This window comes from Bacillus sp. JJ1773 (genome assembly GCF_036962035.1).
In the GTDB taxonomy this organism is placed as follows: domain Bacteria; phylum Bacillota; class Bacilli; order Bacillales; family Cytobacillaceae; genus Cytobacillus.
Genome location: NZ_JBALNX010000010.1, coordinates 16,804 through 34,380, shown reverse-complemented (window position 1 = coordinate 34,380; position 17,577 = coordinate 16,804). Strand labels below are relative to the sequence as shown.

Here is a 17,577-nt window from a genome sequence, read left to right as displayed (position 1 = left end):
TTCTTAGTCTGTGTTCCTACAATCGGGCCTTTACGGGCTGTTGCCCCCACTTAGAATTTCTTTGTTTTACGCAACTTCTTGAAGTGGGGGACTTACAGCCCGTTAATCTGCGATAACTAATTTTTAAAGGCATATCACTTGAGGTGATATGCCCTTTTCAATTTATCCAATTTATCTATTAGATTAGTACAGCGCGATCACTGCTCATTTTCTCCCCACGTATCCGCTGGAATTCTTCCAATAGCTTATCAACCGTTAATTTCTGCTTTTGCTCTTCGGTTGTTTCAAAAATAATTTGTCCTTTATCCATCATAATAAGCCTGTTTCCTAGATCTAAAGCCTGCTGCATATTATGAGTAACCATCAAAGTTGTCAGTTTATACTTTTCGACAATTTCCTTTGTCAGATTGGTGATGAGCTCTGCACGTGAAGGATCAAGGGCTGCAGTATGTTCATCCAGCAACAGGATTTTCGGTTCGGTGAAAGTCGCCATTAACAGTGACAATGCCTGCCTCTCCCCTCCTGACAATAGACCAACCTTTGCCTGAAGACGATTCTCTAAACCAAGATGTAGTGTCTCAAGCTTTTCCTTAAAAAATTCCCGGCGTGCTTTTGTAACTCCTCTTTTCAAACCACGCGTGCCCGTTCTTGAATACGCAATGGAAAGATTTTCTTCAATCGTCATTGCTGGGGCAGTCCCCGCCATCGGATCTTGAAATACACGGCCGATGAGCTTCGACCGTTTGAACTCCTTCACAGCTGTAACGTCTTTGCCATCGATGACTACCTGGCCCACATCTGGAATTAATTTACCCGAGATAAGATTCATTAATGTTGATTTTCCCGCCCCATTGCTGCCGATTACAGTCATAAAATCACCGGGTTTTAAATGCAGGTTCATATGCTGTAAAGCAATTTTCTCATCAGGTGTACCTTCATTAAAAACTTTATGAATTTGATTTAATTGCAGCAAGTTGCTCACCACTCTCATTCGCTTTTTGTAAAACTTGAGTCTTTTTCCGTTTTTTGCGCTGCTTTTCACGTTGCATATCGATGATCTTCGGCAGAATAAGAGCACAAATAACGATAAAGGCAGTTATCAGCTTCATATCACCTGTTTCGAGAAATTCAACCCTTAGTGCTAATGTGACAATGATTCTGTATAAAATAGCGCCTCCAATTACAGCAAGGGTTGCTCTTACAATCGTTTTTGCCCCAAAAATCGCTTCCCCGATAATAACGGATGCAAGCCCAATGACAATCATCCCGATTCCCATTCCAACATCACTAAACCCGTTGTACTGGGCAACAAGCGCACCGGATAAAGCGACAAGCGCATTAGAAATTCCAAGTCCAACAATTTTTAATAAATCTGTGTCCGCTGAAAAACTGCGGATCATTGTTTCATTATTTCCTGTTGCACGGATCGCTAAGCCAAAATCTGTTTTTAAGAATAAATCTATCAATACCTTTACAACAAAAGCCAATATGATCATAAGGAAGAGAATTCCCCATGTTTTTGGAACGAAGCCTGTGGCAGAAAAGATTGCCTGAATTCCATTATCCAGCCCAAGCCCTTGCCAGAATGCTGTTAATTTTGTGATCACTGTTTCTTCTGATAAAAGCGGGACATTTGACTTGCCCATTATTCTCAAGTTTATTGAGTACAATGCAATCATCATAAGAATCCCTGATAGCAGAGGATTAATTTTTCCCTTCGTATGAAGTAATCCAGTGATACAGCCGGCTGCAAATCCGCAAATTAGAGCTATAAGCGTTGCTAAGAATGGATTCGTCCCTCCAACTATAAGGACTGCAGCCACCGCGGCACCCGTCACGAAGCTCCCATCCACTGTTAGATCAGGAAAATCTAGTATTCTGAATGATAAATAGACTCCTAATGCCATTAATGCATAGATTGCACCTGCTTCTATTGATCCAAAGATGGCTGTCGACATATAAATCTTCCTTTCTTACTGCTGAAAAGCCTAGTTTTTATAATTAACGAATATTATTCGCCTTCGTAGAACTCACCAATTTTTTCCCACTCTTGCTTGATTTCAACACCTTGTTCTTCAGCTGCTTTTTTATTAATAACAAGCTTTAAGCTGCTTGGCAATTCAACTGGAAGCTCAGATGCCTTTTTATTGCCTTTTAAAATTTCCACAGCCATTTTACCAGTTTGGTAGCCTAGGTCAAAATAATTAAAACCACTCGCTGCAACGGCACCGCGCTTCATGGAGTCAAGCTCACCTACAAACAAAGGAACTTTCTTTTCGTTTGCTACAGAAATAACTGATTCTAAAGCAGACACAACTGTATTATCAGTTGGAACATAAATTGCGTCTACTCGTCCAATTAATGATTCAGCAGCCTGCTTTACTTCAGCAGAAGTTGAAACAGTCGCTTCCACCACTTTAGCACCTTTCTGCTCTGCAAGCTCTCTTACAGCATCTGCTTGCACTTCAGAATTTTGCTCACCTGAATTAAAAATAACACCGATATTTTTAGCGCCAATTTCTTCCGTAATAAAGTTAATCGTTTTGGCTGTTCCATCTGGATGGTTGTCGGTAGTACCAGTAATATTGTCACCTGGTTTATCCAGCGCTTCGACTAAGCCAGCCCCAACTGGGTCCGTAACAGAAGTGAAAAGAATTGGAATATCCTTTGTAGCATTTAAAGCACTCACTGCACTTGGTGTTGCATTCGCAAAGATTAAATCGACTTTATCACCAACAAAGTTGTTAGCAATCGTCAATGTATTGTTCATATCTGCTTGGGCATTTTGAATAAGGAATTCTACATTGTCCCCGTCTTTGAACCCTTCATCCTCTAATGCTTTCTTAAATCCTTCTGTTGCAGCATCAAGGGAAGGGTGCTCTGCAAATTGGGAAATTCCAATCTTATATGTTTTCTCTGCTTCATTATTCGAGCCGTTACCTTCATCAGCTGTTTTATCGCTTCCACATCCGCTTAGCAATGCAACACCTACTAAACTAGCAGCGGCCATTAATTTCATTTTCTTGAACATTATTTGTTCCCCCTTTGAATACTTTTGCGCTTTTTCGCTTTTGTGCTTTTTCGCTTTTATTCACTAAATTATAATGCCAAAAAGAGTGATAATTCAAGTCTTTTTTACTATTTCAAAAAATTATTTAAATTTAGAATATAAGATTGTCAATATCTGAGAAAAGTAAAAACACAGCACTGGGGCTGTGTCCTTATCTGCCTTTGAAATTTGGCTTTCTTTTTTCTGCAAAAGCTGTAAGTGCTTCGACTCGATCCTCTGTTGGAATAATGACCTCGTATGCTTTCCTTTCAATTTGCAATCCGGTCTGTAAATCTCCATTCATCCCCTGTTTTATTGCAAATTTAGCCTGTTGAAGAGCAAGAGGACCATTGGCTAGCATTTGATTTGCTAATTCAAAACACGCATTTAGAAGATTATCTCTATCGACCACTCTATTCAATAAGCCATATTCCAATGCTTCCTCTGAGCTCAAACGTTTGGCCGTCAAAATTAATTCCATCGCTTTTGCCTGGCCAATTAGCCTTGGTAATCTTTGAGTACCACCAGCACCTGGAATAATCGCTAAACTAGTTTCAGTCAGTCCCATAGTTGTTCCTGAAACGGCAATCCTAAAATCACATGATAGCGCAAGTTCCATTCCCCCGCCAAAGGCAAATCCATTTATGGCTGCAATGGTTGGCTGGGGCAGCTGGTCAATTAGCGAAAAGACTTCACCGATTTTATAAATATTTCGGCGAACTTCCACATCAGACAATGTCTTTCGCTCTTTTAAATCAGCCCCTACGCTAAAAGCCTTCTCACCTGAACCAGTAAATATAACAACCCTGACATCTGAATTTATCCGTATGGACTCAACAGCCTCTTGCAGCTCCAATAACGTATCATAATTAAAAGCATTCAATGCCTCTGAACGATTTATCGTTACAACTGCAATATGCTCCTTCATCTCAACAATAATCGAATTCATATGACTCCCCCTCGTATAAAATGACTACCTATTCAATTCGATAAATTCCGTTAAAACCCTTTCGGTACATAAAAATAGACAGACAATTAATGTCTGCCTAATATGTTTTAATAAAAATTTTCCAAATACATTAAATTGAGAGGAAATATTGTATTCGATTGAATTAAAAATATTATTAATAGAAGAAAGAGAAAAGGTTTACTCTTCCAAATTATTTAATATACTCATTACTAACTAACAAATCAGTAATCTGTTCAGTAGGAATAACAAATTCCACAACTCCCATATATCCCGGAGCAACCTCATATTTGTCAAAGGAAATAACTAATTTCCCTTCATTATTAATATAGAAATTCTGATCCTTTTTAATGGATTCAAATAATTCAACAAGATCTTCATCTTTGAGTCCAGAATCAGAAACCCAGTATACTTTTTCTAAATTAGTATCCTTCATTTGTGCCCTCATCTGCTCTTTAATATTTTCACTAATTCTTTCTATATATCCATTATCTTTAAAAAGTATTGGCAAGCTTAACAGAATTTTATTTTTCTTATCAATTGTATCGTACTTCATCACAGTCGAAGATGAACCAACTGTATTGACTACATATCTTGCAATCGATAGAATCTGATCATTGTCCGTTTTTACTTCATAGCCGCTGTCGACCCCAAGATGGCCGCCGCCATTTTTCTCTAAATCTTCTACGTCAGCAGTGAATTGCTCATAAAGTTCCTTTCCTTCTTGTAAATATTTATCATTGAGGCTTTGAGCTAAAACCCCATTTTCCGCATCTGTTACTGCTGGCACTTTTATGTCTGCCTGATATTTATCTTTATCAACTTTAAACTCTGTAAAGGTTAGAACTTTAATAATATTTCCAACTACGGGTAACTCTGATAAAGTGCTAGCCATAGCTGGACTTATATTTAATCCTCCTATAAAAAGTATAGCTGCCGCCGCTGTTCCAACAATCCATTTTAAACCACTTTTAGTTTTTTTCTTCCCATTTTTTAATGCCCTTTCCACAACGAAATCTAATTCATCGGGTATTGGTATATTTTTATATTCCTTTTTCAGCTGTTCAAATTTTTTGTCCATTCTATTTTGCCCCCTCGTTGACATCGTCCTGCATTTCAATGCGTAATAATTTCAAAGCTTTATACAATCGTGTTTTTATCGTATTGATATTTTCATTAAGGACATCAGCAACTTCATCGATTTTTAAATCCTCAAAATATCGTAAAATAATAATACTTTTATACTCTGGTGGTAATTGATCTAATGCCCTTTCTAAATCAATATTATCGTAATGGTCTTCTTTTCCCGGACTAAAGGTCTCCATCATTTCATCATCCACAATACTAACTCTCTTATGCTTTCTAAGAAAATCTAAAGAAGTATTTACAACAATTCTGTAAAACCAGCTCTTCAGCATGCTAAAATCTTGAAGCGAATTTATTGACCTCATAGCTTTATGAATGGAATCCTGTACAATATCTAAAGCATCCTCGGAATTTTTCACATAGCTGTAAGCAAGCCTGTATAAGTTTTCTTTATTCTCCCTTACAAATTCAGTAAATAAATCATCGTAATTAAATTTTGTTTTCCTCATTTCGCAAAAAGGCTCCTTTATTGCAAATAATTTGTATACATTAATAAGACGCGTTAGATATTGTAAAAAGTTTTTATATTTTGATATTATTCCGGTGAAGTCATTTTTCTATTTCTGAACCTATTATGTCCGTCATCATCCCACAACTCATCCAAAAACACTTACATTGATCCCCCTATGTCAGGATTTTTCTACTTTTCTTTCTAAACACGCACATTGGGCACTCCTATGTTAAGTTTTTTCTATTTCTCCCACTAAAATGAGCATTTAACCAGTATAAAAACCCAATTTTGTCCTTCATTGAATTTTCCCCATTAAAAAGAGCGTTTCCCGTCAGAAACGCTCGCACCAACCTAGTAAATTAAGTTTAGAAAATCCTCTTTCGTAATATTCCCGAAATAATACTTCACATCAATGTCCTCGATTGCCTTTTCAATGGCGGATCTTTCATAGCGCAATCCGGTTAGCCTTTCTTCAAGCTCCGCTACATCGCCTACTCCGAAGAAGTCGCCAAATATTTTACAATGCTGAATCGTTCCTCCCTCAACCTCTAGACGGATATCTATTTGTCCAACTGGGAACCGATGAGAATGCTGCAAATTGAATTTAGGAGATTTGCCATAATTCCAATCCCAGTTTTGATATCTCTCTTTAGACAGCTGGTGAATTTTTTCCCAATCTTCATCGGTAAGCTTGTACTCTTCGATTTTTTCCCCACCAAAAATATTTTGAAGCAGAAGCAATCGAAATTCCTCAATCGTCATTTTCTCTGATAAAAACTCGGAAATATTTGCTACACGGCTGCGAATGGATTTAATTCCTTTCGACTCAATCTTATCCTTTTTCACCTTTAATGCTGAGACAACGCTATCAATTTCGGAATCAAACAGAAGGGTGCCATGGCTGAACATTTTTCCTTTAGTTGAAAATTGAGCATTCCCGGAAATTTTTCTTCCTTCTGCTGTTAAATCATTACGTCCACTCAATTCAGCATTTACCCCTAATTTTTGAAGGGCATGAACAACAGGCTCAGTGAATTTACGGAAATTATGGAAGCTTTCCCCATCATCCTTTGTTATAAAGCTGAAGTTTAAATTCCCTAAGTCATGGTATACAGCGCCTCCACCTGATAAACGGCGGACAACATGAATACCATTGCCTTCTACGTATTCCGTATTAATTTCTTCTATAGTATTTTGGTTTTTTCCAATAATGATAGATGGCTCATTTATGTAAAATAGCAAATAGGTTTCATTAATATCTAAGTTTTTAAGTGCATATTCCTCAATGGCGAGATTAATTCTTGGATCTGTTATTCCTTTGTTATCGATAAATAACATTTGTTCCACTCCTTTATAAGGTTAACGACCATTGCAAAGAAGCTAGTGAAATTGGACCATTATATCGTGTCGCTGCTTCTTCCTTTAATTGTTCCAAGTTTCCGTAATGAGGCAAATGTGTAAGTAACAGTTGACGGGCATTGGCATCACTAGCTAATTTCCCTGCATCTAGGCTTGTCATATGTCCAGCGCTTTTTCCATTCTGATTTCCATAGAAATTGCATTCACACACGAGTAAATCAGCCCCATTTGTAAAGGGAACCAATTCTTCTTTAAATGATGTATCAGCTGTATAAACGATAGATTTCCCGCCAGCTTCAAATCTCATTGCAAAACAAGTAACAGGATGGTCTGTCAGTAAAAATTGTACCCTAAAAGGCCCAATTGTTAAAGCCTGATCAGGATCATAGGCTATCCCTTCAGTAATATTTTTATAGGTTAACTTTGAAAATTCAACTTCATCCTCCGAATGTCCGTAAATAGGAAGACACTCCATTTCCTTACCTAAGAAGCCTTGAATCAGTCTGGCATGCTGCAATACACCAATATCAGCTGTATGATCGGGATGATAGTGAGATATAATGACTCCATTTAGTTCCTCAGGCTGTAAAACACGTTGTAGCTGTGATAGTACAGCACTTCCGCAATCAATCAGCAAATGGAATCCATCATACTCGAGTAAATACCCCGAACTCGCTTCTCCTGCCTTTGGATAACCGCCCCAATGTCCAATAACTGTAAAATTCACATAAAAACCTCCTTAAAAACATATCGATTGATAATATTATACCTCAATGGGACCAAAATAAGGATTTTGGAACAACTATGCCACTTATATGGCCAAAGAACCAATTTTTCTTTTTTTGATTTTTGTATTGAAACAGTTATTGACATGTCACCTCTGTTATAATACAATGAAATCAAATAATCTTACTAATCCAAAAACTTAGGAGGCTCTCAAAATGATTCAAAACATCATCGAATTTTTTAGAAATTTACCGGCAAAGCAATGTGTTGAGTGTGGGAAGTCTATTGATGAGCAGCATGAATGCTATGGGAATAAATGTGATCATTGCCTAGGTGTTAAAGATATTTTATAACAGATTCATATAGTCATAGAAAAACCAGCCGTCTTGAAATGAACGGCTGGTTTTTCTCTTATTCCGCAATAACTGCAAAACGCTTCTTATACACAGTTGTAAAATATCCAATGGTTCCAGCGATAAAGATTACTATAAAGATTCCCAATATCGCCACATTATGCCACATAAAGCTAAAGTCTCCACTTGAAATAACTGCTTTATACCCAAATACTGTATAAGTCATTGGCAGTATTGCATTGAATGGCTGTAATAGATTTGGAATTAACTCAAGCGGAAATGTTCCAGCACTCGTTGTTAATTGCAAAATTAAAATGATAATCGCCATAAATCGTCCTGGATCTCCAAATACGGTAACAAAGAATTGAACTAACGTAATAAACGTTAAGCTTGAAATGATCGAAAATAGGATAAATAAAGGAACACTTTGAACCTCTATTTTTAAACCCGCAAGAATAATCACTGCAGCAAGTAAAGCCTGTAAAATACCAGCTCCCATTAAAATAAGAAACTTGCTTGTAAACCAGCTTATTCCGTTTCGCGGTACTCCGGCAGGTTCACGCATTGGAAACACTATCGATAATAATAACGCTCCAACGAATAGACCTAATGATAAGAAATATGGGGTAAAGCCTGTTCCATAGTTAGGAACTTTATTAATTTTTTCATTATCTACCTTCACTGGCCCAGCCATCATACTATACGTTTTATCATTGGCATGTACCGATGATGCTTGATCTGCCCCAGCTGCGAGTTTATCCGCTAATTCCTTTGAACCGTCATATAAGGAAGTATTTCCGTCAGCAAGTTTTCCAGCACCGTCCTTCAGCTTCCCGGTTCCATCCTGAATTGCCTTTGAACCATCCTGTAATTGGCCAAGTCCACCTGCTAATACTGTAGAACCGTTTGCTAATTGATCAGCGCCTGCTTTCGCATCGGCAAATTTTTGTCCAAAGGTATCCATGCCTGCTTGGAAGTCATTTTGCCCTTCCGAAATTTTTTTGACCCCAACATTAAGCTGTTGACTTCCTTGTGCCAGCTGGCTAACTCCTTGCTGCACCTGTTTCTGTCCTTCATTTAAAGCACTAATTTTATTAGCAAGCTCTGAACCGCCATTTGCCATTTGTCCAGCAGCTCCTGCAAGTTCAGCTGTTCCACTTTTTAACTGATTTAAAGCACCTTCCAATTGCAATCTCTGTGGTGAATTTTCCGGTAGCTGTCCGATTAGCACTTGTAGATTCTTTTGTAATTCTGTCATGCCGCCGCTTACCTTTTCTGCTTCGGATTGCCATTGCTGAAGGGAGGCTGATAATTTATTTGCCCCTGCACCAATCTGCTCAGTTCCCGAAACAATAGTCGGGAGCTTTTCATTCAGTTTATTTAATCCATCAGTTGCTTGAGAAATACCTGAGGCCATTTGTTCGTTGCCTGCCTTTAACTGATTAGACGCAGACTTTAGCTGGTTATGTCCTTCCTGTAATTGACCAAGTCCATCAGCAAGGGCTTTTGAGCCTGCTACTAATTCTTTTGAGCCATTATTTATTTTTCCAACACCATTATTAAATTCAATCGATTTTTCAGCTAATATTGAAAGATTATCATAAATTTTAGAAGACCCATCCTTCAGTTCAGCTGCGCCATCATTAATTTTTGTTGCACCTTCACTTGCCTTTTCCATTCCATTCGCAAGATCACTAACTTTATCAAACATCGTTTCCGCATATGTTTCAGTAATTTTCTCAGAAAGTGAGATTTTGATTTTTTCAACGGCTGTACCGCCGATTTGTGAAAATAGGAAATTATAGCTTTCATTTGGTACATAATGCAGCCTTAACTTTTCCGGATTTTCATCAAGAAGAGTTGTAGCATTTTCCGAGAAATCCTTTGGAATTTCAATTAGCATATAATATTTTTGATTTTTCAGGTCCTTATATGCATCCTCTTTTTCTACAAAATGGTAGTCAAAATCCTTGCTTTCTTTTAATTTATCAACAAGCTCTTTCCCGAGCTGCAAGCCTTTTCCATCATAGTCTGCCCCTTTATCCTCATTAACAACTGCGACTGGTAAATCTGCAAGCTTAGCATATGGATCCAAAAACGCCCATAAAAACATTCCGCTATATAATACAGGAATAAAAAGCACGGCAATGATCGGAATTAGAACCTTTTTATTTCGCACAATGCTTGATAATTCCTTTTTAAATAAATTACCCTTCAATTTCGTTGCCCCCTTAAATTTGTGACCATTTTATTCAACTGGTCAATCCCTTGCAAAAAATGAGGATTATCTATTTGATAATCCATCGAAAATATACTGTTCAAAAATTCTCGCAATATCTTCTTTCTCTAGTGGCTGATGACGCTTCTCCCAATCAAAGATCAAGGAAACATACAGCTTTAGCATAATAAAAGCAGTCAGTTCCGGATCACACGGTCGAATTTCTTCCTTTTCAATCGCATGTAAGATTTTACTCTTTAAATAAGTAATGATTTCCTCTTCTAATTTTGTCATTACCTCTATGACTGCTGGAGTGCCCATTTCCTTTCCCTCTTGAAAAAGCTTGATAGTGAGCTGATGCTTCAGGCGAAACTCTAAGAGTTTGTAGAGGCCGCGGTGAACATTTTCATGAAAAGAAAGCAACGGGTCAATTGCTTCATCGGCAGCATGCTTCATTTCATTAATAAGGGAATTAATGATTTCGTCAAAAAGCTCTTCCTTATTTTTAAAAAATGTATAGATGGTCCCTTTTCCAACATTAGCTATTTTTGCGACCTGATCCATCGTTGTTGCCTTATAGCCAAATAGGGAAAAGGATTTGGTAGCCGCTTCAATAATTAGCTGCTTGCGATCCATAGCCAAAACAACACCTCTTTTCACAGTTAGTGACCAATTGAGCATTTTGGTCATTCTGTGTACATTTTAAGATAACATGAAAAAAATCATAAATCAAGAAAAAAAACTGTCATAAGACAGCTTTTTTTTCATCCATATTTAAAAATGATAAGACCTTTTCAACAGCTGCTTCACCTTGGTCAATACAGTCAGGCATCCCTAATCCTTCAAACGAGCTTCCCGCTAGAAAAACACCTGGAAGCTCAGAAGCTAAATGCGTTTTGACCTTTTCAATTCGTTCTTTATGTCCGACTGTATACTGCGGCATGGAATCAATCCATCTTGAAATGACAGCAAAATCAGGATCCATCGTAATATTCATTGTTTTGTTAAGCTCATTAAGCACTATCTTAATTAATTCATCATCCGAAAGCTCCACAACACCCTCATCACCAGGTCTGCCTACATAACAGCGAATAAGCACTTTTCCGGCAGGTGTAGTATGCGGCCATTTTTTGTGAGTCCATGTACACGCAGTAATGGTATAATCACTATTTCTAGAGACAACAAAACCTGTTCCTTCAATATCCTTATCGATTGCTGCTTCAGGAAAAGCAAGAGCAATTGTTGCGACAGAGGTGGATGACATTTCCATAAACGGGTCAAAGAATTGATAGTCGGAAAAAACAGAATGGGTTATATGATGTGGGACAGACATAATAATACTGTCAGCGTGCAGCTGATCTCCCCCATTTAACTCAATTTCATATCTATTTTCTTTTTTGCTTATCCGTTCAACTCTGCAGCCCTTCATGACAGAATGGGGCTCTAGCTTTGATTCTATAGCATCTACAAAAGACTGCAAGCCTGTATTGATTGTTAGAAAAATCCCCTTATCTGTCTTCTTTCCAGCATTCTTTGGCGGTGCTGGAGTTGATTTCTTCATCCCTAATATTAAGCTTTTATATTTTTGTTCAACCTGGTAAAACTGAGGAAAGGTTGACATGAGACTAAGCCGGTCAATATCTCCAGCATAAATACCGGATAGCAAAGGCTCAATTAAGTTTTCAACCACTTCATCTCCAAGCCTTCTGCGAAAGAACTTGCCAAGTGATTGGTCATTAGCTGGGTCTGATTTTGGCAAAATAAAATCTGCAGCTGCTCTTGCCTTTCCCGCCAAAGAAAATAAACCGGTCGTAACAAAAGGGGCTATTTGTGTAGGTATTCCCATAACAGAACCCCCTGGCATAGGATGCAAGCGATTCTTAACGAGTACAAAAGACTTACCAGCCGTATTTCTAATTAATTTATCTTCCATTCCTACTTCCTTCGCAAGACGGGAAGCACTTTGCTTACGGGCAAGAAAGGAATCGGGACCTCTCTCTATGACAAATCCATCGCGTACAACGGTTTGCATTTTTCCCCCTAGCCGATGGGTAGCTTCGATTAATCTTACCTCAAGTGGCAGTCCTTTAGCACTTACTTCCTTTTGTAAATAATAAGCAGCTGTTAAACCTGTAATTCCACCACCGATAATAACAACCCTTTTCTTTTGTTCCGACACGGTTCTTCGCCTTCTTTACTTTAGTCTCACTTGTTTGCTAATTTTCTAAGAATGACGGCTGCCAATGCCTCAATAAATTCTGGCTGATCATTCGGCATAGGCGGTCGATAATAGCTCGCACCAATTTCATCAGCAACCACTTTACATTCATAATCATTGTCATATAACACTTCAAGATGATCGGAGACAAATCCTACTGGTGTATAAACAAATGCCTTATACCCTTCTGTTTCATAAAGCTCTCTAGTCAAGTCTTGAACATCGGGACCAAGCCAAGGTTCTGGCGTATTTCCTGCACTTTGCCAGCCGACAGCATAATTTTTCACTCCAGCTCCTTTGGCAATCATATCCGCTGTTTCTTGAAGCTGTTTTGGATAAGGGTCTCCCAATTGCAGAATCTTCTCAGGTAAACTATGAGCTGAAACGATTAACACTGACTTTTCTCTTTCCTCTTGCGGCATCCCTTCAAAAGTAGACTTTACACGGTCAACCCAATATTGGATGAACTTTGGCTCATCATACCAGCTTTCCACTGAATGTATAACAGGACCTCCAAGCTTTTCCGCTTCTTCCTTCGCTCTGCCATTGTATGACTTCACACTAAACGTTGAAAAATGTGGAGCCAATACAATACTTACCGCTTCTTCAATACCGTCTTGATTCATTTGTTTAACTGCATCTTCAATAAATGGCTCGATATGCTTTAAGCCAAGATACATTTGAAACTCGTACTCTTCTTGATTTTCATTTAAATATGTTTCTAGGCTTTTTCCTTGATCCAAAGTAATTTTTGCTAATGGAGATATACCGCCAATTGCTTCATATCTGGCCCTCAAATCTTCAAGCATCTCTGGAGAAGGCTTTCTCCCAATGCGAATATGAGTATAATAGCGTTCTATATCTTCTTCTTTATTTGGAGTGCCATATGCCATTACAAGCAGGCCCATTTTCTTCCTTGTCATCTAATCACCTCTAGTAGATCTGTTGCTACTCTAGTTGCCCAGCTTAGAAGCAGAATATTCATGTACAAATGCCGTTAATTTCTTTAATGTTTCTGGTTTGACTTCAGGGAATACGCCGTGTCCAAGGTTAAAAATATAGCCTGGCTGTTCCATTCCTTGATCTAAAATCGCTTTCGCTCTTTCCTCGATTACTTCCCATGGGGCTAACAAAAGGGCAGGATCAAGGTTTCCTTGAACTGCTTTTGTAATTCCTCTTTCCCTTGCCTCTTTAATAGGAAGTCTCCAGTCAAGTCCTACTACATCTAATGGCAGGTCGTGCCATTCCATTGCAAGGTGGCTTGCTCCAACCCCAAACATAATAAGCGGAACATTTTCTTCTCTGAGGCTAGAGAAAATTTTATTCATCGTTGGCTTTATGAAAACACGGTAATCAGCCACATTTAAAGCCCCTACCCATGAATCAAAAATTTGAATCGCCTTCGCGCCTGCTCTAATTTGGGATTTAACATATGTAATTGTCATTTCGCTGAGTTTATCCATTAAGGCAAACCAAGCTTCAGGCTCTGCATACATGAAAGCCTTCGTTTTATTGTAATTTTTAGAAGGGCCGCCTTCAATCATGTAGCTTGCAAGAGTAAATGGTGCACCTGCAAAGCCAATAAGAGGCACTGTCAATTGCTCCTGTGTAAGAATTTTGATTGTTTCTAAAACATAAGGCACATCTTCTTCTGGATTAATTTCTCCTAGTTTTTCAACATCTGCTGTTGAACGGATTGGATTTGAAATCACTGGACCTATACCAGATTTAATTTCAACTTCCACTCCAAGTGCAGGAAGCGGTGACATAATATCCTTATAAAGAATGGCTGCATCATTGTTATATTGATCAACAGGCAATTTTGTCACATAAGCACATAGCTCAGGCTGATGTGTTATTTCAAATAGAGAATACTTTTCCTTTATTGCACGATATTCTGGCTGAGAACGGCCTGCTTGGCGCATATACCAAACTGGCACATGATCCGTTTTCTCACCTTTTGCTGCTCGTAAAAATGTATCATTAAACATTCTTTCCATTAAAATTAATCCCCTTTCAAAGACTGTCTGCTTTTCATTGTAATATATATATAGTAATAATTAAAATTCCTACAACTTTTTGTCCATCCTTACTGTATCCCTTTCCACTATAGTTGTATAGTTTATAAGAGGAAATGTCGAAAATTTGACGAATTTAAAGAAGGTTCAAGGCTAAAATAAACAGAAAAACCTAATTTTTTGACTTTTCTATTAGAGAGGTGACCTAAAAGATGAATATTTATATGACGAGCGGTACATTTGAATTCTTGAAAAAAATAAAGGGAAAATACGGTAAGGAAAAAATACTTCTTATACAGAATAACGAGGAGGCAGTTCTTGTTCATGAAACCTCAGGGAAAACCGTTTTCGGTGCCCCAAGATCTTATAAGGTTCTGAAATCAGAGGGTGTTTTAGAGAATTCAGGTTTTTTAGTTTTAAATCATATTCCTGTTATTGATGACGACAAACCAATGTTTGAATATCGGTATTCAGCTGACCATGTTCACCTGCTTAATAATCCCGGCTTTGTAGCCCTGCGAGTATTGCGGCCGAGCAAATCCAACACTTATATCATTCTAACCTTATGGAAAAGTGAAAGGTCCTATATGAATTGGGAAAATACCCCATCTTATCAATCTTTCTTCCAAGGAACAAAATCTCCCCCCGCCCAATCCCAAATATTTATGGGGGCACCCTATATTTCGAAGTATTATATTCCCTCTGAGGATGATTAGTATATAAACGGTTCTTAACCTACCTTTTTGGGGGTAGTTTCCTTATTGAAGAGATTTAAGAGAGGCTCTTAACTACCTTCGAGGGAGTAGGTTCCTCTTGAAGAGGTTTAAGAGCGGCTCTTAACTACCTTCAGGGGAGTTGTTTCCTCTTGAAGGGGTTTAAGAGAGGCTCTTAACTACCTTCGGGGAGTTGTTTCTTTTTGAAGGGGTTTAAGTGAGGCTCTTAACTACCTTCAGGGAAGTTGTTTCCTCTTGAAAGAGTTTATCCCTCGTTTATTAAGACTTATTCTTTTAAAAATACTACTTTGTTATTCATTAAAAAAATAAAACAGGCTCTTCCAATTTAAATTAAATGGAAGAGTCTGTTTTAACTTATGTATTATTCGATTAACTCCATTTTCCCCTAAAGAACTCATATATAATAATCCCCATAAGGACCCAAGCTAAGCCTAGAGCATAGCCCGCTACTACATCGGATGGATAATGAACTTGTAAAACGATACGGCTAACTCCTAGCATAATAATGATCAAAAATGCGAGGAACATCACTAGCCATTTTCCTGCTAGTGACTGGATATTACAAACGATGAAGTAAGCTATCAATACATACAACACTATCCCCATCATCGCATGTCCACTTGGAAAACTAAAGCTTTTCACATGAACGATGTGCTTAATCTCCGGACGTGGGCGTGCAATAGTATCTTTTACGTAATCGTTCAGTAAAGCCCCTGTTGCGACCGTTAAGGTGAACACTGCCATACCGACATAGTCCCTTTTTTTCATCCATAATAGAAAAATAACGACAAGTGCTATTAGTCCAATTCCTTTGAAGGAACCAATCATATTAAGCGCTTTGAAAAACGGATAAGAGTTTTCCTTAAATAGACTTAATAAAAACGAACTGACATTTTGATCGAAATGTAATGGCTCTCCGCTTTTTACCGCTAAGGCAAAATAAATGAAAATACAAGCGGAAATGACAATCAATACATATGTAATGGGCGACTTTCTTAATTCCAAATCTTTCCCTCTTTCTGCTAACCTTTTTTCACACACGTCCCTTATTTTAGCAAAAACAATCCCTCCTTTACAACATAAAATGCTATAATATTCAAAATACAAACAAATAGGAGAGTGGCTATGCTTAATAAATTATTTGCCAAATTAGAAAATTATTATGAAGACATGGTTTCAATAAGACGCTATTTGCACCAACATCCTGAGCTTTCCTTTAAGGAAGTAAAAACCGCAAATTATATTAAGTCCTACTATGAAAAATTAGGAATTGAAGTAAGAGGCAATGTCGGCGGAAATGGGGTTGTTGCGAAGATTTATGGAAGCAAACCTGGAAAAACAGTTGCTTTAAGAGCCGATTTCGATGCCCTTCCAATTCAAGATGAAAAAGATGTGCCATACAAATCTCTTGTACCAGGTGTTATGCATGCTTGTGGACACGATGGCCATACGGCTACATTGCTCGTTCTCGCTAAATCGCTACATGAAATGCGTGAAGAGCTTGAAGGTACATATGTGATGATTCATCAGCATGCTGAGGAATTTGCTCCAGGCGGGGCTATTTCTATGATTGAAGATGGGTGTTTAGAAGGTGTCGATGTCATATTTGGCACACATTTATGGGCTTCGGAGCCAACTGGTACTATTCAATATCGAGTTGGTCCAGTAATGGCTGCTGCAGATCGTTTTGAAATTACGATTCAAGGAAAAGGCGGTCATGGAGCACAGCCACATAGAACGAAGGATGCAATTGTTACTGCTTCTCAGCTAGTCGTGAACTTGCAGCAAATTGTCAGCAGAAAAGTCAATCCAATTGATTCTGCTGTTGTAACGGTTGCCTACTTTATTGCAGAAAACGCCTTTAATGTAATTGCTGATAAAGTAAAACTTGGCGGAACCGTCCGTACTTTTAATGAAGAAGTCCGTACCAATATCGAAAAAGAAATTGAACGGATTGTAAAAGGAACATGCTACACAGCAGATAGCACATACGATTACTTGTATGCAAGAGGCTACCCGGCTGTTATTAACCATAAGGACGAAACTGAATTCCTAATCAATTGCGCACAAAATATTGATGAAGTAACCGAAGTTGTAGAAACGGAACCGCAAATGGGCGGAGAAGATTTTGCTTATTATCTTCAGCATGTAAAAGGAACATTCTTCTTTACCGGTGCGAAGCCAGAAAATACAGATGAAAATTACCCACATCACCATCCTAAATTTGATATTGACGAAAAGGCGATGATCATCGCGGCCAAAACACTTGGCTCTGCAGCACTACAATGCCATACATGGCAAAATAACGATAACGAATCAAAAGTTAGTACACATTAAT

17 protein-coding genes are annotated in these 17,577 nt (G+C 38.1%); 3 read left to right on the top strand and 14 right to left on the bottom strand.

Translation table 11 applies throughout. From position 1 onward, the window contains the following. Positions 1 to 178: 178 nt before the first annotated feature. The 8 genes from V7127_RS02200 to V7127_RS02165 form a co-directional block, all read right to left on the bottom strand. The gene (locus tag V7127_RS02200; RefSeq protein ID WP_335483419.1) at positions 179 to 973 is read right to left on the bottom strand and encodes an ABC transporter ATP-binding protein; all 795 of its coding nucleotides are present in this window, start codon (positions 971 to 973) and stop codon (positions 179 to 181) included. Continuing rightward, complete coding sequence (locus V7127_RS02195; RefSeq protein ID WP_335344465.1) at positions 948 to 1,958, bottom strand: ABC transporter permease; 1,011 nt, start codon at positions 1,956 to 1,958, stop codon at positions 948 to 950. The genes V7127_RS02200 and V7127_RS02195 overlap by 26 nt, the downstream gene beginning before the upstream one ends. Before the next feature lie 53 nt (positions 1,959 to 2,011). After that, entirely contained in the window at positions 2,012 to 3,031 is a 1,020-nt protein-coding gene (locus V7127_RS02190) for an ABC transporter substrate-binding protein (protein ID WP_335483191.1), read from the bottom strand. A gap of 190 nt (positions 3,032 to 3,221) precedes the next feature. Beyond that, the gene (locus V7127_RS02185) at positions 3,222 to 3,998 is read right to left on the bottom strand and encodes an enoyl-CoA hydratase-related protein (RefSeq protein ID WP_335483189.1); all 777 of its coding nucleotides are present in this window, start codon (positions 3,996 to 3,998) and stop codon (positions 3,222 to 3,224) included. A 211-nt stretch (positions 3,999 to 4,209) separates the two neighbouring features. After that, positions 4,210 to 5,097 carry an anti-sigma-V factor rsiV gene (locus V7127_RS02180; RefSeq protein ID WP_335483187.1) on the bottom strand — a complete coding sequence of 296 codons (888 nt, stop codon included), beginning with the start codon at positions 5,095 to 5,097 and terminating at the stop codon, positions 4,210 to 4,212. A gap of 1 nt (position 5,098) precedes the next feature. After that, entirely contained in the window at positions 5,099 to 5,611 is a 513-nt protein-coding gene (locus V7127_RS02175) for an RNA polymerase sigma factor (RefSeq protein WP_335483185.1), read from the bottom strand. A 353-nt stretch (positions 5,612 to 5,964) separates the two neighbouring features. Further along, complete coding sequence (locus V7127_RS02170; protein ID WP_335483183.1) at positions 5,965 to 6,951, bottom strand: lipoate--protein ligase; 987 nt, start codon at positions 6,949 to 6,951, stop codon at positions 5,965 to 5,967. Between the two features lie 13 nt (positions 6,952 to 6,964). Further along, complete coding sequence (locus V7127_RS02165; protein ID WP_335483181.1) at positions 6,965 to 7,699, bottom strand: MBL fold metallo-hydrolase; 735 nt, start codon at positions 7,697 to 7,699, stop codon at positions 6,965 to 6,967. A 214-nt stretch (positions 7,700 to 7,913) separates the two neighbouring features. Between V7127_RS02165 and yhfH the strand changes: the two genes are divergently transcribed. Continuing rightward, positions 7,914 to 8,051 carry a protein YhfH gene (yhfH, locus tag V7127_RS02160; protein ID WP_335344472.1) on the top strand — a complete coding sequence of 46 codons (138 nt, stop codon included), beginning with the start codon at positions 7,914 to 7,916 and terminating at the stop codon, positions 8,049 to 8,051. A gap of 58 nt (positions 8,052 to 8,109) precedes the next feature. Here the strand turns inward: yhfH and V7127_RS02155 are convergent, their stop codons facing one another. The 5 genes from V7127_RS02155 to hemE all read right to left on the bottom strand — a co-directional run bounded on the left by V7127_RS02155 (position 8,110) and on the right by hemE (position 14,487). Continuing rightward, the gene (locus V7127_RS02155; RefSeq protein ID WP_335483179.1) at positions 8,110 to 10,269 is read right to left on the bottom strand and encodes a YhgE/Pip domain-containing protein; all 2,160 of its coding nucleotides are present in this window, start codon (positions 10,267 to 10,269) and stop codon (positions 8,110 to 8,112) included. A 66-nt stretch (positions 10,270 to 10,335) separates the two neighbouring features. Continuing rightward, positions 10,336 to 10,911, bottom strand: a complete 576-nt coding sequence (locus tag V7127_RS02150) for a TetR/AcrR family transcriptional regulator (RefSeq protein ID WP_335483177.1) — start codon at positions 10,909 to 10,911, stop codon at positions 10,336 to 10,338. Positions 10,912 to 11,014: 103 nt separating this feature from the next. Then, complete coding sequence (hemY, locus tag V7127_RS02145) at positions 11,015 to 12,448, bottom strand: protoporphyrinogen oxidase (RefSeq protein ID WP_335344475.1); 1,434 nt, start codon at positions 12,446 to 12,448, stop codon at positions 11,015 to 11,017. 26 nt (positions 12,449 to 12,474) lie between these two features. Continuing rightward, a complete protein-coding gene (gene hemH / locus V7127_RS02140; protein WP_335483175.1) occupies positions 12,475 to 13,410 on the bottom strand; it encodes a ferrochelatase in 936 nt (311 codons plus the stop codon). 30 nt (positions 13,411 to 13,440) lie between these two features. Next, a complete protein-coding gene (gene hemE, locus V7127_RS02135; protein ID WP_335344477.1) occupies positions 13,441 to 14,487 on the bottom strand; it encodes a uroporphyrinogen decarboxylase in 1,047 nt (348 codons plus the stop codon). A 230-nt stretch (positions 14,488 to 14,717) separates the two neighbouring features. Here hemE and V7127_RS02130 point away from each other — a divergent pair, with 230 nt between their 5' ends. Continuing rightward, positions 14,718 to 15,221: an antibiotic biosynthesis monooxygenase family protein gene (locus tag V7127_RS02130; RefSeq protein WP_335483173.1), complete on the top strand. Its 504-nt coding sequence runs from the start codon at positions 14,718 to 14,720 to the stop codon at positions 15,219 to 15,221. Between the two features lie 387 nt (positions 15,222 to 15,608). Here V7127_RS02130 and V7127_RS02125 read toward each other — a convergent pair whose 3' ends face one another. Next, entirely contained in the window at positions 15,609 to 16,244 is a 636-nt protein-coding gene (locus tag V7127_RS02125; protein ID WP_335483171.1) for a phosphatase PAP2 family protein, read from the bottom strand. Positions 16,245 to 16,364: 120 nt separating this feature from the next. On the opposite strand from V7127_RS02125, the gene V7127_RS02120 reads away from it, so the two are divergent. Then, the gene (locus V7127_RS02120; RefSeq protein WP_335483169.1) at positions 16,365 to 17,576 is read left to right on the top strand and encodes a M20 family metallopeptidase; all 1,212 of its coding nucleotides are present in this window, start codon (positions 16,365 to 16,367) and stop codon (positions 17,574 to 17,576) included. Position 17,577 lies beyond the last annotated feature (1 nt).